Source organism: Empedobacter sp. UBA3475, from assembly GCF_002378465.1.
In the GTDB taxonomy this organism is placed as follows: domain Bacteria; phylum Bacteroidota; class Bacteroidia; order Flavobacteriales; family Weeksellaceae; genus Empedobacter; species Empedobacter falsenii_B.
The window spans coordinates 83104-106239 of the sequence record NZ_DFRA01000030.1; the positions used below are offsets into that span (position 1 = coordinate 83104).

At 32.9% G+C, this 23136-nt stretch carries 18 protein-coding genes and 1 tRNA gene; 12 read left to right on the forward strand and 7 right to left on the reverse strand.

Annotated elements, in window-relative coordinates; all coding sequences use genetic code 11:
• Positions 1–26 precede the first annotated feature (26 nt).
• Positions 27–332 carry a 50S ribosomal protein L21 gene (gene rplU / locus B3I31_RS06640; RefSeq protein WP_019975660.1) on the forward strand — a complete coding sequence of 102 codons (306 nt, stop codon included), beginning with the start codon at positions 27–29 and terminating at the stop codon, positions 330–332.
• 43 nt (positions 333–375) lie between these two features.
• The gene (gene rpmA / locus B3I31_RS06645; protein ID WP_038334883.1) at positions 376–633 is read left to right on the forward strand and encodes a 50S ribosomal protein L27; all 258 of its coding nucleotides are present in this window, start codon (positions 376–378) and stop codon (positions 631–633) included.
• Between the two features lie 193 nt (positions 634–826).
• On the opposite strand, the gene B3I31_RS06650 is transcribed toward rpmA, so the two are convergent.
• The 3 genes from B3I31_RS06650 to B3I31_RS06660 all read right to left on the reverse strand — a co-directional run bounded on the left by B3I31_RS06650 (position 827) and on the right by B3I31_RS06660 (position 3062).
• Positions 827–1297, reverse strand: coding sequence for a hypothetical protein (locus B3I31_RS06650; protein ID WP_291059422.1), 471 nt, complete (start codon positions 1295–1297; stop codon positions 827–829).
• A gap of 198 nt (positions 1298–1495) precedes the next feature.
• Positions 1496–2551, reverse strand: a complete 1056-nt coding sequence (gene thiL, locus B3I31_RS06655) for a thiamine-phosphate kinase (protein WP_125349928.1) — start codon at positions 2549–2551, stop codon at positions 1496–1498.
• Positions 2552–2555: 4 nt separating this feature from the next.
• The gene (locus B3I31_RS06660) at positions 2556–3062 is read right to left on the reverse strand and encodes an acyl-CoA thioesterase (protein WP_114998316.1); all 507 of its coding nucleotides are present in this window, start codon (positions 3060–3062) and stop codon (positions 2556–2558) included.
• Positions 3063–3227: 165 nt separating this feature from the next.
• On the opposite strand from B3I31_RS06660, the gene B3I31_RS06665 reads away from it, so the two are divergent.
• From B3I31_RS06665 to B3I31_RS06685, 5 genes are all read left to right on the forward strand, one after another.
• Complete coding sequence (locus tag B3I31_RS06665) at positions 3228–4055, forward strand: universal stress protein (protein WP_114998314.1); 828 nt, start codon at positions 3228–3230, stop codon at positions 4053–4055.
• A 107-nt stretch (positions 4056–4162) separates the two neighbouring features.
• Entirely contained in the window at positions 4163–4999 is an 837-nt protein-coding gene (locus B3I31_RS06670) for a universal stress protein (protein ID WP_291046264.1), read from the forward strand.
• 69 nt (positions 5000–5068) lie between these two features.
• Positions 5069–6280 carry an NAD(P)/FAD-dependent oxidoreductase gene (locus B3I31_RS06675; protein WP_286495449.1) on the forward strand — a complete coding sequence of 404 codons (1212 nt, stop codon included), beginning with the start codon at positions 5069–5071 and terminating at the stop codon, positions 6278–6280.
• Between the two features lie 138 nt (positions 6281–6418).
• Positions 6419–7651, forward strand: coding sequence for an OmpP1/FadL family transporter (locus tag B3I31_RS06680; RefSeq protein WP_221854422.1), 1233 nt, complete (start codon positions 6419–6421; stop codon positions 7649–7651).
• 7 nt (positions 7652–7658) lie between these two features.
• Entirely contained in the window at positions 7659–9230 is a 1572-nt protein-coding gene (locus tag B3I31_RS06685) for a G-D-S-L family lipolytic protein (protein WP_286495448.1), read from the forward strand.
• A gap of 70 nt (positions 9231–9300) precedes the next feature.
• On the opposite strand, the gene fbp is transcribed toward B3I31_RS06685, so the two are convergent.
• Entirely contained in the window at positions 9301–10317 is a 1017-nt protein-coding gene (gene fbp / locus B3I31_RS06690; protein ID WP_114998305.1) for a class 1 fructose-bisphosphatase, read from the reverse strand.
• A gap of 193 nt (positions 10318–10510) precedes the next feature.
• On the opposite strand from fbp, the gene B3I31_RS06695 reads away from it, so the two are divergent.
• On the forward strand, positions 10511–11752 hold the full coding sequence (locus B3I31_RS06695) for an aspartate kinase (protein WP_219034269.1): 1242 nt from the start codon (positions 10511–10513) through the stop codon (positions 11750–11752).
• A complete protein-coding gene (locus B3I31_RS06700) occupies positions 11753–13618 on the forward strand; it encodes a GNAT family N-acyltransferase (RefSeq protein ID WP_219034268.1) in 1866 nt (621 codons plus the stop codon).
• A 76-nt stretch (positions 13619–13694) separates the two neighbouring features.
• Here B3I31_RS06700 and B3I31_RS06705 read toward each other — a convergent pair whose 3' ends face one another.
• A complete protein-coding gene (locus B3I31_RS06705) occupies positions 13695–13913 on the reverse strand; it encodes a hypothetical protein (protein WP_219034267.1) in 219 nt (72 codons plus the stop codon).
• Between the two features lie 225 nt (positions 13914–14138).
• Positions 14139–15440, reverse strand: coding sequence for an argininosuccinate lyase (gene argH / locus B3I31_RS06710; RefSeq protein WP_219034266.1), 1302 nt, complete (start codon positions 15438–15440; stop codon positions 14139–14141).
• Between the two features lie 718 nt (positions 15441–16158).
• On the opposite strand from argH, the gene B3I31_RS06715 reads away from it, so the two are divergent.
• Entirely contained in the window at positions 16159–18921 is a 2763-nt protein-coding gene (locus B3I31_RS06715) for a bifunctional aconitate hydratase 2/2-methylisocitrate dehydratase (protein WP_286495447.1), read from the forward strand.
• Between the two features lie 204 nt (positions 18922–19125).
• Positions 19126–21390, forward strand: coding sequence for an aconitate hydratase (locus B3I31_RS06720; RefSeq protein WP_125349916.1), 2265 nt, complete (start codon positions 19126–19128; stop codon positions 21388–21390).
• A gap of 140 nt (positions 21391–21530) precedes the next feature.
• On the opposite strand, the gene B3I31_RS06725 is transcribed toward B3I31_RS06720, so the two are convergent.
• Positions 21531–21603, reverse strand: a tRNA-Phe gene (locus tag B3I31_RS06725).
• Positions 21604–21850: 247 nt separating this feature from the next.
• Here B3I31_RS06725 and B3I31_RS06730 point away from each other — a divergent pair.
• Entirely contained in the window at positions 21851–23134 is a 1284-nt protein-coding gene (locus tag B3I31_RS06730; RefSeq protein WP_286495446.1) for an OmpP1/FadL family transporter, read from the forward strand.
• Positions 23135–23136: the final 2 nt, after the last annotated feature.

A 23136-nucleotide genomic window follows, 5' to 3' on the forward strand; every position in this document is an offset into this window, starting at 1 on the left:
CAATTTTCATTTATAAACATTAATTTATGTACGCAATTGTAGAGATAGCAGGGCTTCAATACAAAGTTGAAAAAGACCAACAATTGTTTGTAAACCGTTTAGCTGGTGAAGCAGGTGACGAAGTAAAATTCGACCGTGTTTTATTAACAGATAACGGAGCAATCACTGTCGGCGCCCCAGTTATAGACGGAGTTACCGTAGTAGCTAAAATCGTTGAACACGTGAAAGGAGACAAAGTAATCGTTTTCAAAAAGAAAAGAAGAAAAGGTTACCAAAAGTCTAACGGTCATCGTCAACAATTCACTAAAATTGAAGTAGCTTCAATCGGTTAAGATTGAGCTGAGATTAATTATTAACTCTTAAAAACAAAACGAAATGGCACATAAGAAAGGGGTCGGAAGTTCGAAAAATGGTCGTGAATCACATTCGAAACGTTTAGGTGTTAAAATTTTTGGTGGACAAGCAGCAATCGCTGGTAACATTATTGTTCGTCAAAGAGGTACTCAACATCATCCTGGTGATAATGTAGGAATCGGTAAAGATCACACATTATTCGCTTTAATTGACGGAAAAGTAGTTTTCACTAAAAAACGTAACGATAGATCTTACGTTTCAGTTGAACCATTATCTTAATTGATAATTCGACAGCGAAAATGCTAACAATATAAAAGCTCGAACTTATTACTTCGAGCTTTTTTTATGATTTTTATTCTTCTAAGTCTACAGCTCCTTTAGAGTATACTTCATCAGAATTTAAGTTTATGTTGAATCCTTTTTCAATTAACTTATCTCGAATTAATTTCCTTTTTCCCCAAGGATCAATAGATTAGATAATTCCTTTTTTATCAAAATAAAATGAATAATACAATGGATTACTCGTACCATGTTTACATTGGAAGGTATTTTCGTTTAAATTTAATTTCTTAGAATTTATTGGTTTTAAAAATTTATACCTTTTAAAATTAATGTCAGCAGAATCTATAATAGCAATTGTATAGTTTTTATACTCATATTGTTGAGTTTTCTCATTTGTGTTACAAGATCCTAAGTATGCCATAAAAGTAATTCCAACTCCAAATTCAGCATTATTAAAAAAAACTTTTCTATCAGGACTTTTTAATTTATCAAAACCTAGAATTAAATAAGAATTATTAGGATTAATACGTTCATTATGTTTTTCTCCTAATTCAATAAAAGTATCAACTGTTTTTTTTAGTTGTTTGCTCTTATAAGTAGAATTGAATGTTGATGAACATGAACAAAAAAATAGAATAAATGAAAGTAAAAAGTATTTCATAAGTGGTTAATTAATAGAACTAAATTACAACTTATTTCAACTAAAAAAGCATCCAATTTCTTGAATGCTTTTTGATTTTATTATTTTGAAGAGAAGCTGAAATGAAATCAGCTTGACACGTTTTGTTTTGATAATTCGTTAAGTCATCTGAACTCGTTTAAGGATCACATTTTTTAATTAGCGAATTATCTCATTAACCTATTCTTCTTCCGTTTCAACTCCCCAACCTTGTGCAGTTAATGGAACCATTTGCTCACTTCCACGAGTAATCAAATAGTTTTCTTCGTTTTTACCAGTTACATGACCAATTACCGTTAAATGTGGATTTCCTTTGATTTTTTCAAAATCTTTTTGATCAATTGTAAACAATAATTCGTAATCTTCTCCACCGCTTAAAGCACATGTGATTGGATTGATTTTGAATTCTTCGGCTGTGCGAATAACAACAGAATCTAACGGGATTTTTTCTTCGTATATATTAATTCCAACACCACTTTCTTTTGAGATATGAATAATTTCAGAAGATAATCCGTCCGAAATATCAATCATAGAAGTTGGTTTAACTTTCAACTCTTTCAAAAGATTGATAATATCCAAACGCGCTTCAGGTTTTAATTGACGTTCAATTAAATATGAATAATTTTCGAAATCTGGTTGATTATTAGGATTCACTTTTGAAACTTGCGCTTCGCGTTCCAAAACTTGCAAACCAAGAAAAGAAGCACCTAAATCTCCAGAAAGAACAACCAAATCATTTTCCTTCGCACCATTTCTATAAGTCAAATCTTTTTCTGGAGCCGAGCCAATTGCAGTCATACTCAAAACAAGTCCGCTAACAGAAGAAGTTGTATCGCCTCCCACAATATCGATATTGTATTTATCGCAAGCGTATTTCATTCCGTTGTAAATTTCGTCCACAGCTTCTATCGTAAAACGATTCGAAATTGCCATCGAAATCAACAATTGTTTTGGAATAGCATTCATCGCCAAAATATCACTAATTGCCGTCACAACCGCTTTGTACCCCAAGTGACGTAAAGGCATATACGACCAGCTAAAATTTACGCCTTCTACTAACATATCAGTAGAAACCACAATTTTCTCTTTTTTATAATCAAGAACAGCCGCATCGTCACCAATTCCTTTGATAGAACTTTCTAATTTGATTGGAAAACCTTCTTTGATTTGGTTAATTAAACCAAATTCTCCAATTTCGGCTAAACTTGTTTTTGAAACGTTTTTATCTTCTAACATGATTTTATTTTTGAGTAAAGATTGAAGGATCTATATTTTCTGAACGAAAAGGTAAATTGATAATGTCCTGTTTCGACATTGTTTTGACGGTTTGTCCTTCAAATGATTTTTTAATATTTTCTAACATTTCTGTTGGTGGTGCTTGCATTTTTCTTTTCGACATCGAAAACCAAACACCTGTCAATTCAGAATGGCAAAGATGTACACCATCTTGGTTATATAAATTATGAATAAATTGATAAATCATTCCATCTTCCGACATTCCACCAATTTCTACCGAAATATAAATTTCTTCACCTTCCATAGCTTCCTTAAAAAAAGAAAATTGTTCGTGCAAAATAGCTGGTCCAATTCCATATTCCTCCAAATTTTTCATCGAAATGCCATAATCTCTCAAAAAAGCAATACGTGCAAAACTTGTAAAATTCATATACGAAGCGTTCGCTAAATGGCGATTAGCATCCAAATCTGACCATCGAATAATGGTTTTTTGAAAATATTTATTATTCATGAATTGAAAAATTATTTAAGGTACAAAGTTACGGATTACTATTTATACGAAAATGATAATATTTTTAATCATCGTAAATAATAAAAAACAATAAGATTTAACATCAAATTAAAATATAGATATTTAATAATTTGTATCTTTAAAAAGCTATTAAACAGACAGATTATGAAAAAAATATTATTTCCAACAGATTTTTCAGAAACAGCAAATAATGCGTTTTTGTATGCGTTAAATTTAGCCGAAAATCAAAATGCAGAATTATATGTTTTGCATGCTTTTCAGTATCCAATGGTAAGTGGAGGAATCGATGCTGGTATTTTGCAAGATGTTTATAATACAATTGAATTAAATAATTTCGAGAATTTAAAAGATCATATTCCGTTCTTGAGAAAAATGGCTGAGGATAATGGTTTTGCAAATGTTGATTTGAAATTTTTCGTAAAAGAAGGAATGCTTTCGTTTGTATTGCCAACATTTATCGAAGATGAAAAAGTGGATTTTGTAGTAATGGGAACGACTGGAAATACAGGATTTGATAAAGTCCTTTTTGGTTCGAATACGATGAATGCAATAAAACATCTTAAAATTCCGGTATTGAGCGTGCCAAATGGTTACGAATTCAAAGGAATAAATAATATTGGATTTACGACAATTTTCCAAGATAAAGACCGCAAAGCCTTAGATTATTTAACCGAAATTGCTTATCGCTATAAAGCAAAAGTGCATTGCTTACACGTTTCGAAAGATGGAAATTACGATATTCCGACGCTTAATCATTGGAAAGAATATTATAAAGATGAACCTGTAGATTTTTTTATTTATACTGCGGATGAATCTGTAGATGCAGTTTTGGAATTTATTAAAGAAGAAAAAATTGATTTGTTGACAGTAGTTAGCCGTAACAAAGGCTTCTTCGAGAAATTATTTTCACCAAGTTTTACAAAGAAAATTTTGACACAACACAACGTGCCTTTGTTTGTTTTCCACGAATAAGATAATTTATACTGAATATACAAAAAGCTTAATCTGTAGAAATAGATTGAGCTTTTTTCGTGTTGAAATAAAATTATTCGTAACTTTTGAGTACAAAACACGAAAAGATGAAAAAAATATTGTTCCCGACAGATTTCTCAGAAACAGCTAATAACGCCTTTTTATATGCACTAAATCTTGCAAAAAGTATCGATGCACAAGTTTATGTGTTGCATGTTTACGAATTGCCAATGATTACAGGAAGTTTGAGTGCTGGATTGATTCAGAATGTATATGAAACGGTAGAATTAGGAAGTTTTGACAACTTCAAAGATAATATTCCGCAATTAAGACAAATAGCTGTTGAAAATGATTTGAATGAAATTCCAATCAAATTTATCTTAGAAGAAGGAAATTTCTTATATATTTTACGTGAAATTATTGGAGAAGAAAGCGTTGATTTTGTAGTGATGGGAACAGACGGAAATTCAGGAATAGAAAAAATGCTTTTCGGTTCGAATACGATAAATGCGATTACGTCGATGAAAGTTCCAATTCTTAGTATTCCGCATGGAATGTCTTTCAAAGGATTTAAGAATATTGGTTTTACTACTGTTTTTGATCAAAAAGATAAAGATGCATTGAAGTATTTGATCGAAATTGCAAATCGTCATCATGCAAAAATTCATTGCATGCACGTTTCGAAAGACGGAAAATTTAATCAACAAGCGATGAAAGATTGGCAAGATCAGTTTGCTGGAGATCCAATTGTATTTGAAGTTTATCATGATGCAGATCCTGTAAATGCGGTGTTGGATTTTATCAAGGAAAAACAAATAGATTTGTTGACGGTTGTAAGCCGCAATAAAGGGTTTTTTGATAAGATTTTTTCACCAGGATTTACAAAGAAAATTGCAAATAAAAATATTACACCTTTGTTCGTTTTTCATGAACAAAAAGTTTAGAAGGAGATGTGAAAACATTTCCTTTTTTTATCAAAAATTCTGTTAAAAATAAAACTTTACCTTTGTCTCGTGAAAAGAATAGCCATAGTAGGAGGTGGTGCCGCAGGATATTTTGTTGCTGCAAACCTTGGAAAAACTGTAGGACAACAAACTATATTGTTTGAACAAGCAAATTTACCGCTTCAAAAAGTACGCATTTCGGGCGGAGGAAGATGTAATGTTACGCATGCATGTTTTGATCCGCTTGATTTGGTCGAGTTTTATCCGCGTGGAAGAAAGGAATTATTAAGTGTTTTTTACACGTTTCAACCGGGTGATACAATGGCTTGGTTTGATGAGCGCGGAGTAGAATTGAAAATAGAAGACGATAACCGTATTTTTCCAGTTAGCGATTCTTCACTTTCGATTATAGAGGCTTTGACAAAAGCGGTTGATAAAAATAAAGTTCAGCTTAATTTCTCAGACGGTGTGCAAGAAATTAATAAAGTTGATGGTGGTTATGAATTGATAACAAAATCAGGAAAACATTTTTTCGAAACGGTGATTGTGACAACAGGAAGTACGCCTAAATTTTGGAAAAGTTTGAAAAATATAGGTTTGAAAATCGTTCAACCAGTTCCTTCTTTATTCACGTTTAATTGCAAAGATCCTCGAATTGAAGGATTGATGGGAATTTCTTTCGATAATGCTGAAGTCAAAATCAATCAACAAAAATTAGAAGAAGAAGGTCCGTTACTAATTACGCATTGGGGATTTAGTGGACCAGCGATTTTGAGATTATCGGCTTGGGGTGCTTTAAAATTGAATGAAAGCAATTATAAATTCGAAACTGAAATCAATTTTGTAAATCAATCTAAAGACGAAATCATTTCATTTTTGAATGATAAAAAACAAGTTGATGCTAAGAAAAATGTGCATAAAAATAATCCATTCGATTTTCCGAAGCGTTTTTGGTTTAGTATTCTGAGCTATTGTAATATAGATGAAAACAAGGTTTATGCAGATTTATCGAAAAAACACATCGAAGCAATTGCAATAGAATTGACGCAAGGAAAATACCAAATTAATGGAAAAAGTACGTTCAAAGATGAGTTTGTAACGGCAGGCGGTGTCGATTTGAAAGAAATTGATTTTCATTCGATGCAAGCAAAAAAAATCCCACAATTGTTTATGGCTGGAGAGGTTTTAAATATTGATGCTATAACAGGTGGATTCAATTTTCAGGCATGTTGGTCTGAAGGTTATATTATATCTGAAAAAATCAAAGAAATTTATCAATAGTGTATATTTTACACGAATGTTATTCTGGCTGAAAGCCTTAATAGTAAAGATTTTTTCAAAATTTATTATGTTAACATAACGTTATTATAAAATTATGTTATTTTTGTTTAAAGGAATTATTAAAAACGAACAAAAAATATGAAGAAAATTTTCTTAACCTTAGCATTAATCGGCTTATCTTCTTCTGCATTTGCAGGTGGATACCGAGTTGCTTTACAAGGAGTTCGCCAAGCAGCATTGGGGGGAACTTCTGCAACACAAACTCACGATGCGAGTGTTGCGTTTTATAATCCTGCAGGTTTAGCTTTTGTTGATAGTAAATTGAGTATTGCTGTCGGAGGTTTTGGTGTAAAAACTGACGTAAAATGGCAAGATCCAATGACGTTACAAAAAGCAGAAACAGATAGTAAATTAGGAACACCAATGTATTTGGCAGTTAGTTACAAGCCTGTAGATGATTTAGCAATTGGATTGAGTGTTACGACGCCTTTTGGTAGTTCGGTTACGTGGCCAGAAGATTGGCAAAACAAAGCAAATATTACACATATTGACTTGAAAGCATTCAATATTCAGCCAACGGTTGCATATCGTTTTTCTGACTGGTTTAGTTTGGGTGTAGGTTTCATTTATACACACGGAACAGCTAAATTAGAGAAAGTACAAACAGTTGCTGGAAATGATATTAAACTTAAATTAGAGGATAAAGATGCCCATGGTTTAGGATTTAATGTTGGAGCAATGTTCAAGCCAACAGATAAATTTGGAGTTGGAATTGCGTACCGTTCTAATGTAGATGTTTCTGCAAACAAAGGTGATGTTACATGGTCGAATGTTCCTTCTGGAATTGCATCTAATGTACCTTTTAATACAGATAAATGGAATACAACTTTACCATTACCATCAGAGTTTACATTTGGGATGTCATACAAAGTTTTACCACAATTAGAACTTTTTGGAGATGTAGTTTGGCAAAACTGGACACGTTACAAAAGTTTAGATATCAATTTATATAATGATGCTTCTAATACTTTCTACACATCATCTTCTACGAAAAACTGGAAAGACAATACATTATTCCGTTTTGGAGCTGAGTATACTTTCAGCGAGATGATTGTTGGACGTGTTGGTTATTATCACGATAAATCACCAGTGCCATCAGCTTATTGGTCATCAGAAACACCAAGTTCTAACTTAAATTCAGTTTCAGCTGGATTAGGATTTAGATTCGAGTCAGGATTTAATGTTGATTTATTTGGATCATATGTAAAAGGAGACGAAAGACATATTGATAATATTCAACAAAACTTCTCTGGAGATGTTAAAATGCGTGCTATAAACTTTGGTTTAGGCGTATCGTACAACTTAAAATAAGACAAAAATGAAACACTTAAATAAAATAGTATTAGTTGCATTAGCTGCTACGATGTTTAACTGTAGCGAAGATTTCGAACATCCAATTGAAGATATTCAAGTTTCTGCTGGTGAAGCAAACTTTTCTACATATATCGCATTAGGAAACTCGTTAACTTCTGGTTATAGAGATAATGCATTGTACAAATCTGGACAAGAAAATTCTTACCCAAACATGTTAGCTGGATTGATGAAAGCTGCAGGAGGAGGAGAATTTAAAATTCCATATATGTCAAATGATACAGGTGGATTTACTGATTTACCAGGTTTTCCAGGTAAATTGAATTTACAAATTGTAAATGGAGCTTTAACACCAGTTCCAAGTGCTGCGGGTGGAGCTTTAGATATCTTAGCAGATAAAGGAAAGTTTCAAAATATGGGAGTTCCAGGTGCTAAGTCTTATCATTTAGTTGCGCCAGGTTATGGAAATCCAGCAGGCTTAAAAACTGATCCAGCAACAGCGAATCCTTATTTTGTACGTTTTGCAAGTGGTGCGACAACTTCTGTAGTTGCAGATGCAGTTGCTCAAAAGCCAACATTTTTCTCTTATTGGATTGGGAACAATGATGTATTAGGTTATGCAACATCTGGAGGAGTTGGAGTAGATCATAATGAAACAAATAATGTTGATCCAAGAACTTATGGAAGTAATGATATTTCTAATGTAAATGTGGTAAAATCTACAATTAATGATGGATTAAAAGCATTAACATCGGTAGGAGCAAAAGGAGTTATTGCAAATATTCCTTCTGTAACATCTATTCCATATTTTACAACGGTTCCATACGCACCTTTATCACCAGCAAATCCAAGTTTTGCACCAATGATTGATGAATTGAATGCAACTTATGCAGGATTAAATCAAGTATTTGATGCAGTTGGTGCTTCAGAAAGAAAAATTTCTTTTTCTAAGACTGCTGCAAGTGCTGTAGTAATTAAAGATAAAGATTTAGCGGATTTATCAACAACGATTACTGCTGCATTAATTAAAGCAGGATATGATACTGGTACTGCAACTTTGTTTGGAATTACTTATGGACAAGCTCGTCAAGCAACAGCAAAAGATTTATTGGTTTTGACTTCTTCATCTGTAATTGGAAAAGTTGACACAAATAGAGTTGCAGAATTAATGAAGTTAGGGTTAACTCAAGAGAAAGCTGGTAAATTATCAGTAGTAGGTGTTAGTTATCCAATGACAGATAATTATGTATTAACAGCAAAAGAAACTGCGAAAGCAGAAGCAGCTGTAGTTAAATACAATGCAGCAATTGCGGAGTTAGCAACTGCTTATAATTTAGCTTTAGTTGATGCATATTCTGAAATGAAAAAATTAAGTTCTCAATCAGGGATTAAATATTACGGACAAACATATACAACAACTTTCGTTTCTGGTGGAGCGTTCTCATTAGATGGAGTTCACTTAACTGGAACTGGATATGCAATTGTCGCAAATATGTTTGCTGATGCAATCAACCAAAAATATCATTCAACTTTAAGACACGTTTACCCAGGAAATTATCCAGGTATTGCAATTCCTTAATTGAATGTTTAGATAACAAAAAAATCCGCTCATCGAGCGGATTTTTTATTATTTATGTTTTTTGAAATGATTATTTCAATTCTTCATTTCGCATAAATTCTTCTGCTTTTTCGACCATATTTTTCGATCCGCAAAAGAAAGGAATACGTTGGTGTAATTCTGTAGGTTCAATATCCATAATGCGTTGGAAACCGTCAGAAGCTTTTCCTCCTGCTTGTTCCGCGATAAAAGCCATCGGGTTGCATTCGTACAATAAACGTAATTTTCCGTTCGGATTATTTGTTCCAGAAGGATAAATATAAATTCCTCCTTTCAGCATGTTTCGGTGAAAATCTGAGCATAAAGAACCAATGTAACGAGAAGTGTACGGACGATCTTCCTCATCTGCCTGACAGTATTTGATGTAATTTTTAACCCCTTGAGGGAATTTTACATAATTACCTTCGTTAACTGAATAAATGTGTCCATCTTCTGGAATACACATATTTGGATGAGATAAATAGAACGTTCCGATTCCTGGGTTCAATGTAAATCCATTTACACCATTTCCTGTTGTATAAACTAACATTGTCGATGTTCCATAAATTACATATCCCGCAGCAACTTGCTTATTTCCTGGTTGTAAGAAATCTGCTTTTGTAACAGGTGTTCCAGGTTCAGAAACACGGTGGTAGATTGAGAAAATTGTTCCAACAGAAACATTTACGTCGATGTTTGATGAGCCATCAAGTGGATCAATCAACACAACATATTTACTGTTTTTTGAATTTTTTGAAGGTTGAATCGCGATAAAATCTTCGTTTTCTTCCGAAGCAATACCACAAACAACTTCGCGTTGCGACAACGTTTCGATAAACGTATCGTTTGCGAAAACATCTAATTTTTGTTGTTTTTCTCCTTGGACATTTTCATTTCCGAATTCGCCTAAGATATTTACAAGTCCTGCTTTGTTTACTTTATAATTAACAACTTTTGTAGCTAATTTAATAGAACTCAGTAATCTAGATAATTCTCCGGATGAGTAAATAAAATCTGCTTGATTTTCTATGATAAACTCTCCAAGAGTTTGATGAGAATTAGTATTCATAATTATGTTTTGCTGGTCAAATATCGGAATAATAACTCAATTTTATATCATTTCAAACGTTTGAAATTAATCTAAATACGTGAAAATCATCATTCAAATTTATTTTTTATTTTAATTAAAATCGGTCAACATATAAAGTGTAGTTTGGTTATATTTGCAAGTTAAATATTTACAAAAAAAAGTTTTTATAGAAATGAAAGTTTTCAAATTCGGTGGTGCTTCGGTGAAAGATGCAGCCGGCGTTAGAAATGTTGCGAGTTTATTGCAATCTGTTGGTTACGAAAATACATGTATCATTGTTTCTGCTATGGGCAAGACAACAAATGCATTGGAAGAGGTAGTCAAACGCTATTTTGAAAAACAAGATTTCGAAAAAACAATTAACGAAGTAAAAGAACAGCACATTGCTTTAGCGACAGAATTATTTGATAATCCAGCTGAGGTTTCTAACGAAATTTCGCAATTTTTTGATGATATTGTTTCGTTTTTAAGACGTAACAAATCACCAAATTATAGCTATGTGTATGATCAAGTGGTTTGTTGTGGAGAATTAATTTCGACAAAAATCATCAGTATGTATCTTAATTCGATACAAATTAATAACGAATGGTTAGATGTTCGCGATTATATCAAAACAGATAATACATATCGTGAAGGAAAAGTAAATTGGGCATTAACAGAAGAAAGTATTAAACGTTTACCAAACACAGGTTTGTTTATTACCCAAGGTTTCTTAGGTTCTGATCCTAACTTTTTCACAACAACTTTAGGGCGTGAAGGTTCAGATTATTCTGCGGCGATTTTTGCTTATTGTTTAAATGCGGATAACATGACGATTTGGAAAGATGTTCCTGGAGTTTTGAATGCTGATCCACGTTATTTTGATAATGCTGAGCTGTTAAATCATATTTCATATGAAGAAGCAATAGAGTTGGCGTATTATGGTGCATCTGTTATTCACCCGAAAACGTTACAGCCGCTTCAACAAAAAGAAATTCCTTTCTTCGTAAAATCATTTATTAATCCTACAGAAGCAGGAACAGAGGTAGCGAAAGGTCAACCATTAGATCCAAAAGTACCTTGTTTTATCCTAAAAAGAGAGCAACATTTGATTCGTTTATCAAGTAAAGATTTCTCTTTTATTACAGAAGATAAATTGAGCGGAATTTTCAATAAACTATATGATTATCAAATCAAAGTAAATTTGATGCAAAATTCAGCAATTTCATTATCTTTATGTTTGGAGGATAAATATGACAACTTAGAAAAGTTTGTTGCAGATATGAACGAAGAGTATAAAGTGCAGGAAGAAAACAATGTTTTATTGTACACAATTCGCCATTTCGATGCAGATTCTGACAAAGTTGTTTCAAAAGAAAAAGAATTATTGCGACAAACAGTGCGCGAAACATTACAAATAGTTGTTAAAGCTTAAATGAGTTTAATCACGACACAAGATATCTATTCAGCTTCGGGTCTTTCTAAAATTGGTGTTTTAGGAAAACCTGTGGCTTGGGCATTGAAAAAAATTTTCAGTATAGATCAGTTAAACGATTTGTACAATCGTGGAAAGCATTTGCAATGCGAACCTTTTTTGGATTATTTGATTGATGATTTGGGAATGGATTACGAAATCCATGAAGAAGATTTAAAACGTATTCCAAAAGAAGGACCTTTTATTATTATTTCTAATCATCCGCTTGGAGCGTTGGATGGAATTATTTTGATGCATTTTATGTCAAAAATTCGTCCTGATTTCAAGGTAATGGGTAATTTTTTATTGCAAAAAATTAAACCATTAGAACCTATGATTATTCCAGTTAATCCTTTCGAAACACGTAAAGATGCATACAGTAGCCTTTCAGGAATGCGCGATGCATTAAAATTGTTAAGAGCTGGAGGTTGTTTAGGGATTTTTCCTGCGGGAGAAGTTTCTTATCGAGATGACGAAAGTAGAATTATTGACAGAGAATGGCAAGAATCAGCGATGAAGTTGATCAAAAAAGCGAAAGTTCCTGTTGTTCCAATGTTTTTTAGAGCGCGAAATAGTAATATTTTTTACCGTGTAGCGAAGATTCATCCAGATTTTCAAACGGCAATGTTGCCAGCTGAAATGATGAAGAAAAGAACACGACCAATTCAGATTCGTATTGGAAAACCAATTTTACAAAAACAACAAGACGAGCATGTGTCTATAGAAGATTATTCTGAGTTTTTGAGAAAGAAAACATACATGCTTTCGTCTTATTACAAACAAAAAAGAAGTTTAACTCAAGTATTGAAAAACCCTTCGAATATTGAGTTGAAAATGCCGAATTTACCAAGCTTATCTTCTTCTAGTAAAAAGGTTAAGCCGATTATTTCGGAAACAGCTTTAGACTTATTAATTCAAGATATTGAAACTTTACGAAAAGATGAACAAGCATTATTGTTTACAAATAATAATTACGAATGTTTCTTTTCTACAGCTCAACAAATTCCAAATATATTAAGGGAAATTGGTCGTTTACGCGAGATAACATTCCGTGCGATAGGTGAAGGTACAAATGATGAAATTGACCTTGATCGATTTGATAATCATTATCACCATTTATTTTTGTGGGATAAGGATACGAATAAAATTGTTGGAGCATATCGTATGGCGATTGGTTCGGAAGTGTATGAAAAATATGGAATTAATGGATTTTATGTTCATGAATTATTCAATTTTGATCCAGAAATTCATCCATTTTTCAAGAAATGTATCGAAATGGGACGTGCTTTCGTTTCAGCTGAATATCAACAAAAGCCGATGCCATTGTTCTTATTATGGAGAGGAATTGTGCATGTAACGTTGAGAAATCCAAATCAGAAATTTATTATTGGAGGAGTGAGTATTAGTAATCAGTTTTCTGATTTCTCAAAATCTTTGATGATCGAATTTATGAAATCTCATTATTACGATTCTACTGTAGCGCAGTATGTGAGAGCAAAAAATGAGTTTAAGGTTAAGCTGAAAGAGGAAGATAAAGAATTTATTTTCGATGAATCTGAAGCTGATTTGAATAAATTTGATAAGTTAATTGATGAGCTTGAGCCAAATATGTTGAGATTACCTGTTTTGATTAAGAAATACATCAAACAAAACGCAAAAGTGATTGCTTTCAATGTTGATCCAAAATTTAATGATGCAATTGATGGCTTAATGTATATTAGAGTTTCTGATATTCCAGAATCTACTGTTCGCCCTGTTTTAGAGGATATTCAAGCAGAACTTGATAAAAAAATACAATCAGGAAAATTTGACGGAAATCTACTTTAAGATTCATGATGAATTTATAACATAAAAAATGCGCTCAACCTAGTTGAGCGCATTTATATTTTAGCTTCGCTATAAATTATTTAGCAACTGCTGTAGAATCAGCTACTGGAGCAACTGCTGTAGAATCAGTTGGAGCAACTGCTGTAGAATCAACTGCTGTAGAATCGTTAGCTGCTGTAGCTAAAGAATCAACTGCTGGTGCTTCTTCTACTGGTGCTTCTTCAGTTTTCTCTCCACAAGATACTGCTCCTAATGATAAAGCTGCTACTGCAACTACTGCGAAAAATTTTTTCATCTTTTTAAATTTTAATCGATTAATTTGATATGTCAAAGTTAGAATGATTTTGACCTGATATAATAAAAAATGATTGTAATTATTTTGTAAAACATTTTTTATTTTACAAAATATAGAATTACAATTATTTAAACGTTTATATTTTCCGAAATTATAAAATTTATAAGACAAAAAAATCCTCAAATTCTATAATTTTGAGGATGATTTTTGACTTATTACAAGTGTTTATTTTAAAACTTGTGCTTCTAATTTGAATTTTTCGATTTTATTTGAAATTAAATCCAATCTCAAATTATGAATACTTCCGATATGCGAAGTCTGAAATTCTTTGTGTGGTATATATGTTCCATTTTCTACAGATAAACCAACTTCTTTGTAAGCATCACGGAAAGGTGTTCCATTCTTAATCGCTTCATTAATATTTTCAACGGTATAAATCGGATCATATTTATCCTGATTCATATAGTTATCTTTAATCTGAAGTTGAGGAATCGCAAATGTTAAGATGTCAATAATATTATCAAATTGCATCATTGGTTCGAATAATATTTCTTTCAATATTTGATAATCACGGTGATATCCACTTGGAAGATTATTGATCGTCATCATAATATCATTCGGCAACGCCTGAATTCTATTGCAATGCGCACGAGTTAACTCAAACACATCTGGGTTTTTCTTGTGCGGCATAATCGATGAACCTGTTGTCATTTCGTTTGGCAACTTCACAAAAGCTAAATCTTGTGAATTGTATAAAACCAAATCGTACGACATTTTAGACAACGTTCCACAAATCATTGCCAAAGCTGTTGCGACAGATTTTTCTGTTTTTCCACGAAGCATTTGTGCACCAACAGAAGAAACTAAGATTTCTGAAAAACCTAATTCTTGTGTTGTTTGCAAACGATCAATTGGGAAACTTGTTCCGAAACCTGCACCAGAACCCAAAGGATTTTGATCAGAAATTTTATATGCAGCCTCAAAAAAGTATAAATCCGTCAACAAACTTTCTGCATATGCCGAAAACCACATTCCAAAACTACTTGGCATTGCCGCCTGAAAATGTGTGTATCCTGGTAATTGATGATTCTTGAATTCGTCTGCTTTTTGTAAGAAAATCTCAATTAAATTGACAATTTTTTCAGTTGTATGTTTTAAATACTCTTTCTTAAAAAGTTGAATTGCAACCAAAACTTGATCATTTCGAGAACGTGCAACGTGAATTTTTTTTCCAGCATCGCCAGTTTTTTCAATTAAATAAGCTTCAATTTTTGAATGTATATCTTCGAAATTTTCGTCGACTTCGAAATTATTTTCCGCAATCAGAACCAAAACTTCATCCAAAGCAATTTGCAACGCATCATTTTCTTCATTGGTAATCAAACCTGTTTTTGCCAGCATATTTGCCTGCGCTTTCGACGCTAATGCATCGTATTTCGCAAGATGAGCATCTAATTCTCTGTCTTTTCCAACAGTAAATTTTTCGATTTTATCATTAATGGTAAAACCTTTATCCCAAAGTTTCATATCTATAATAATGAATTAAGGGCGCAAAGTTAGTAAAAAGTTGCATAATATCTCATTAAACTTGTATAATTATTAATAATCATAAATATTTATTCATATTGAATATTTTTGATTGTTTTTTGAGAATGTTTAGACGATTGATAGCATTTTGAAAGATTGATTATTGAATGTTTATTAATATTTCGAAATAATTCAATTTCGTAAAAAAATGACCCAAAAATTATGGAGTTGATATTTTAAGAACCTTTTAATTTTTAACTTCTATTTATTTACGTTTAAAACATTGTTAAAGTGAAATTTAGACCTTTTTTATAATAATTCTAAATTATTGAAATATAACTAAAATATATCATTCTTTGATGAAAAATCTTTACTATAAACGTAATTTTGTGTACCAATTTATAGCTAAACGCGTATTTGTTTAGATGATTGTTAATGTAAGTTTTAGAATAAAACTCTGACTCAAATGCTTATGAGTGTTGAGTTTGTGTGAGTTAAATTATTAAAAATTACCCTTCGAAAAAATTACATACTTAGTTTGTATTCTGATAACAGTGGTTACCTATGCCAAAAATGATTTTTGTTGAAAATAATTTTTGCATAAGATGTGACGATACAGCGAAGTGTTATTATATAATTCATTTTGATTGGATGAAATCAGGTGTAAGTAGCTTGGTTTTAAACAATCTTTAATATTAAAAAGAAAAGATAGATAATTATGAGTCTTTACCAAGAGTATCTTAACGAGATTGAAGAAAGAAAAGGTCAAGGTTTACATCCAAAACCAATTGATGGTGCAGAATTACTAAGTGAAATCATTAATCAAATTAAAGATGTTAACAACGAATACCGCGAGGATTCTGTTAAATTCTTTATCTATAACACGTTGCCAGGAACAACTTCTGCTGCAGGTGTAAAAGCAAAATTTTTAAAAGAGATTATTTTAGGAGAAGCAACAGTTGCTGAAATTACACCAACATTTGCATTCGAATTGTTATCTCACATGAAAGGAGGACCATCTATTGAGGTTCTTTTAGACTTAGCTTTAGGAAATGATGAAGCAATTGCAAAACAAGCTGCTGAAGTTTTAAAAACACAAGTTTTCTTATACGATGCAGATACAGCTCGTTTAGCTGATGCTTACAAAGCAGGAAATGCAATTGCAAAAGATATTTTAGAAAGTTATGCAAAAGCAGAGTTCTTTACAGAATTGCCAGCTGTTGCTGAAGAAATAAAAGTTGTGACTTACATTGCTGCTGAGGGTGATATTTCTACAGATTTATTATCTCCAGGTAACCAAGCACACTCTCGTTCTGATAGAGAATTACACGGGAAATGTATGATTACTCCTGAAGCTCAAGCTGAAATTAAAGCTTTACAAGCGAAACATCCAGACGCTTCAGTAATGTTAATCGCTGAAAAAGGTACAATGGGAGTTGGGTCTTCTCGTATGTCGGGTGTAAATAACGTGGCTTTATGGACAGGTAAACAAGCATCTCCATATATTCCATTCGTAAATATTGCTCCAATTGTAGCGGGTACAAATGGTATTTCTCCTATCTTCTTAACTACTGTTGATGTAACTGGTGGTATCGGTATCGATTTAAAAAACTGGACTAAAAAAGTTGACGCTAACGGAGAAGTTGTTCGTAACGAAAACGGTGACCCAATTTTAGAAGAAGTTTATTCAGTAGCAACAGGTACTGTATTAACTATCAATACAAGAGAGAAAAAGTTATACAACGGAGATCAAGAATTAATTGATATCTCTAAAGCTTTAACTCCACAAAAAATGGAATTTATCAAGGCTGGTGGTTCTTACGCTATCGTATTTGGTAAAAAAATCCAAACTTTCGCAGCTAAAACTTTAGGAATTGAAGCTCCTGTAGTTTTCGCTCCTTCAAAAGAAGTTTCTATCGAAGGACAAGGATTAACTGCTGTTGAAAAAATCTTCAACAAAAATGCAGTTGGTGTTGCAGATGGAAAAGTATTACACGCAGGTTCAGACGTTCGTGTTGAAGTTAATATCGTTGGTTCTCAAGATACAACTGGTTTAATGACTGTGCAAGAATTAGAGTCTATGGCTGCTACAGTTATTTCTCCAATTCTTGATGGTGCTTACCAATCTGGTTGTCATACTGCTTCTGTATGGGATAAAAAAGCGCAAGCTAACATCCCTAAATTAATGAAATTCATGAACGAATTTGGGGTAATCACAGCACGTGACCCTAAAGGTGAATATCATGCAATGACTGACGTTATTCACAAAGTTTTAAATGATATCACGATTGACGAATGGGCTATCATTATTGGTGGTGACTCACACACACGTATGTCAAAAGGTGTTGCTTTCGGTGCCGATTCAGGTACGGTAGCTTTAGCTTTAGCAACTGGTGAAGCGTCTATGCCAATTCCAGAATCTGTTAAAGTAACATTCAAAGGTGAAATGAAACCATTTATGGATTTCCGTGATGTGGTTCACGCTACTCAAGCTCAAATGTTAAAACAATTTGACGGTGAAAACGTATTCCAAGGACGTGTAATCGAGGTTCATATCGGAACTTTATTAGCTGACCAAGCCTTCACATTTACTGACTGGACTGCAGAAATGAAAGCGAAAGCTTCTATCTGTATTTCTCAAGATGATACCTTAATTGAATCTTTAGAAATTGCTAAATCTCGTATCCAAATCATGATTGATAAAGGTATGGATAACAAAAATGCAGTTTTACAAGGTTTAATCAACAAAGCAAACAAACGTATCGAGGAAATTAAATCTTGTGAAAAACCAGCTTTACAACCAGATGCTAACGCTAAATATTACGCTGAAGTAGTAATTGACTTAGATATTATCGAAGAGCCAATGATTGCCGATCCAGACGTGAATAATGCTGATGTTTCTAAACGTTATACACACGATACAATCCGCGATTTAACTTACTATGGTGGTGATAAACACGTAGATTTAGGTTTCGTAGGGTCTTGTATGGTACACAAAGACGATTTAAAAATCGTTTCTCAAATGTTACGTAATGTAGAAAAAGCAAATGGTAAAGTTGAGTTTAAAGCTCCTTTAGTTGTTGCGGCACCTACTTACAACATCATCGACGAATTAAAAGCAGAAGGTGATTGGGAAATGTTACAAAAATACTCAGGATTTGAGTTTAGCGACTTATTGCCAAAATCTACTGCACGTACAGAATACGAAAACATTATGTACTTAGAGCGTCCTGGTTGTAACCTTTGTATGGGGAACCAAGAAAAAGCAGAAAAAGGAGATACAGTAATGGCTACATCTACACGTTTATTCCAAGGTCGTGTGGTTGAGGACCGTGATGGTAAAAAAGGAGAATCTTTATTAGCATCAACTCCAGTAGTTGTTTTATCAGCGATTTTAGGACGTATTCCTTCTATCGAAGAGTACAAAACTGCAGTTGAAGGTATTAACTTAACAAAGTTTAAACCAATTTCAATGAACTAATTGTTTGTAGAAAATGATATAATAAAGGCTAACATTTCGGTGTTAGCCTTTTTTTGTGATAAATATATAATATTGCAAATAAATAAGTTAGAATTGTTTTAAATAAGATTATTAGCACGGTAAAGAGTTAGTAGTTTACAAATAATTCAGTATATTGGGGTATGTTTTTTGATAAATTAAAACCAATTAAATAAATCAATTATTATGGCATTTGATATAAATATGATTAAAGGCGTTTATGCAAAAATGCAAGAACGTGTAGATGCTGCGAAAGCCATCGTAGGTCGCCCTTTGACTTATTCAGAGAAAATTTTATATGCTCACTTGTTTGACGGAAAACCTACACAAGCGTATACAAGAGGAGAATCTTATGTAGATTTTGCGCCAGATCGTGTAGCAATGCAAGATGCAACTGCTCAAATGGCTTTGTTGCAATTTATGCAAGCTGGAAAAACCAAAACGGCTGTTCCTTCTACGGTTCACTGTGATCACTTGATTCAAGCTAAAGTTGGTGCAAAAACCGATCTACAAGAGGCAATCAATAAATCTTCAGAAGTATTTAATTTCTTAGAATCAGTTTCTAATAAATATGGAATTGGATTCTGGAAACCAGGAGCAGGAATTATTCACCAAGTAGTTTTAGAAAACTATGCATTTCCAGGAGGAATGATGATTGGTACCGATTCTCACACGCCAAATGCAGGTGGATTAGGAATGGTAGCAATTGGTGTTGGTGGTGCTGATGCTGTTGATGTAATGTCTGGAATGGCTTGGGAATTAAAAATGCCAAAATTAATCGGAGTTAAATTAACGGGTAAATTATCTGGTTGGGCTGCTCCAAAAGACGTTATTTTAGAAGTTGCTGGACGTTTAACTGTAAAAGGTGGAACAGGAGCAATTGTAGAGTATTTTGGAGAAGGAGCAGAGTCTTTATCTGCAACAGGTAAAGGAACAATTTGTAATATGGGTGCAGAAATTGGAGCAACAACTTCAATCTTCGCTTATGATGATGCTTCAGAAAGATATTTAAGAGCGACTGATCGTAATGATGTTGCTGATGCTGCAAATGCTCACAAATCTTATTTACGTTCTGATGATGAAGTTTATGCAAATCCAGAAAACTTCTATGATCAATTAATTGAAATTAACTTATCTGAATTAGAGCCTCGTTTGAATGGTCCTTTTACGCCAGATTTAATGACACCAGTTTCTAAAATGAAAGAAACTGCTGCAGCTAATGGTTGGCCTTTAGATGTAGAATGGGGATTAATAGGGTCTTGTACAAACTCTTCTTACGAAGATTTAACACGTGCAGCTTCGATTGCGCAACAAGCTTTAGATAAAGGTTTAGAAGTGAAATCATCTTTTGGAATTAATCCTGGTTCTGAGGTAGTTCGTTATACTGCGGATCGTGATGGTTTATTAAAAACTTTCGAGGATTTAGATGCGGTTATCTTTACAAATGCTTGTGGACCTTGTATTGGTCAATGGGATCGTGAAGGTGCGGATAAAGAAGAAAAAAATACAATCGTTCATTCATTCAACCGTAATTTCAAAAAACGTGCGGACGGAAATCCAAATACATATGCTTTCGTAACATCGCCTGAAATGGTTGCGGCGATTGCAATTTCTGGACGTTTAGATTTTAATCCATTAACAGATAAATTAATCAATAAATTTGGTGAAGAAGTAATGTTAGATGCTCCAAAAGGAGAGGAATTACCAACAAAAGGTTATGCTTATGAAGATAATGGATATCAAGCACCTGTAGAAGATGGTTCTCGTGTAGAAGTGATCGTAAATCCAAATTCTGAGCGTTTACAATTATTAGAAGGTTTCAAACCTTGGAATGGTGAAAATATTACTGGAGCTAAATTATTAATCAAAGCATTTGGTAAATGTACAACTGACCATATTTCTATGGCTGGACCTTGGTTACGTTTCCGTGGACACTTAGATAATATTTCGAATAATACATTGATTGGTGCCGTAAATGCATTCAACCAAGAAACAAATTCAGTTAAAAATCAATTAACAGGAGAATACGGACCAGTTCCAGATACTGCACGTGCATATAAAGCGGCAGGTGTACCTTCTGTAATTGTTGGTGACGAAAACTATGGAGAAGGTTCTTCTCGTGAGCATGCGGCGATGCAACCACGTCATTTAGGAGCTGTTGCAGTTTTAGTACGTTCTTTTGCACGTATCCACGAAACAAATCTTAAAAAGCAAGGAATGTTAGCGTTGACATTTGCTGACAAAGCAGATTATGATAAAGTACAAGAAGATGATACAATCAACTTTATTGATTTAACGGAATTTGCGCCAGAAAAACCTTTAACAATCGAGTTTGTTCATGCAGATGGATCTAAAGATTTAGTTGTAGCAAATCATACATACAATACACAACAAATTGAATGGTTCAAAGCTGGTTCAGCATTAAATTTAATTAAAGCGCAACAAGCGTAATAATTATTTCAACATAAAAAGTAAAAGCCGATGTATTTCTACATCGGCTTTTTTTAATTGAAAATATTTTTTAATATATTATTAACATTTAAAAATTAAAACTAAAAAAACCTCAATCAAATGATTGAGGTTTTAAGCAGTGGTGCCTCCAGGAATCGAACCAGGGACACAAGGATTTTCAGTCCTTTGCTCTACCAACTGAGCTAAGGCACCGCCTTAATTGTGATGCAAATATAGAGCGAAAATCTGTTCTACCAAACATTATTTAAAATATTTTTTAGACGAAAAAGCTATCTTGTTCATTTACCGAGAAATAAATTTTAAAATATTTTTATCTTTGCAAAAAAAGAGCGGTTTTAATATTTTAATAGAGATTTAACAACTCATTTTTGCAATCTAATTTTTACAATTCGCAACAAATCATCATATTTGCGTCTTAGAATTCTATTATACATTCATAATGAAGTGGATTATTTGTAGTTTATCACTATTTAGCGTGGTAACAATAAAAGCTCAGTCAATATCAGTTTCACCTTATTCGGCATACGGAGTAGGGGAGCAATTGTTTGATAATAATACTGAACAAGCTGGTATGGGCGGTATCTCAACGGTTCCTACGAATCCTTTTGGACAAAGTGCGAATTTTTCGAATCCGGCGGCAAACCAAAACTTGCGTATGACAACTTTCAATGCAAGTGGAAGTGGAACTAATTATAATTTCAAATCTGGAACAGATAAAGAAAATGCAGGTCGTTTCAATGTTTCTAATATTTCATTGGCTTTTCCAGTTGGTGAAAAAGGAAGTTTCGGAGTTGGTTTTCAACCTTACACAGCGTTGGGATATGATATTATGAATACTTCTGAGATAAATAATATCAAACAAACTGTACAGATGAAAGGTGATGGAGGGTTAAATAGTCTTCATGCTTTTTATTCAAGAAATCTTTCAAAAGGATTTTCTTTAGGTTTGCGTGTTAATTATCTTTTCGGAGAGTTGCAACGTAACGAGATTTTAGCTGTAGATGGAGCAAGTTTAGCTGTAGATTATAGCGATAAATCGAACTATCGTGGTGCTCAATTTACGTTAGGATCTATGTATACGAAGAAAATTGGAAAAAATAACAATTTAAACATTGGTGCTACTTATACATTAGGAACTGAGTTAAGAACAGATGTTACAGATCTTACAACTTCTTACACATATATCGGAACAACACAATCTTCTGTAGATACAATTTCTATTATTAGAATTGATAAAGGAAAAACTAAGATTCCACAACAATTTACTTTAGGAGCATCATATTCTAAAGATAATACGTGGTCGTTAGCTGTAGAAGCGAAATATAATAATTGGAACGATTTCTCTCAACCATTAGAAGGTCAAAATACTACAATGTCTTCTGCAGTAGATTACAAAAATAATGTACGTTTGGCAGTTGGAGGATATTGGATTCCAGATTATAACAGTTACAAAAGTTATTTTAATCGTGTAACGTATCGCGCTGGTATGTATTATCAATCAGCTCAGTATTCTATTCACGGAACAGATATTAATGCTTATGGAGCAACTTTAGGTTTTGGATTTCCAATTGGAAAACAAAATGATGGTTCTATGATGAATATTTCGTTAGAGTACGGACAAAAAGGAAAAACAACAAACAACTTAATCAAAGAAAATTATTTCGGAGTTAAAGTTGGATTTGATATTAACGATATTTGGTTTAGAAAAAGAGTTATTGACTAATT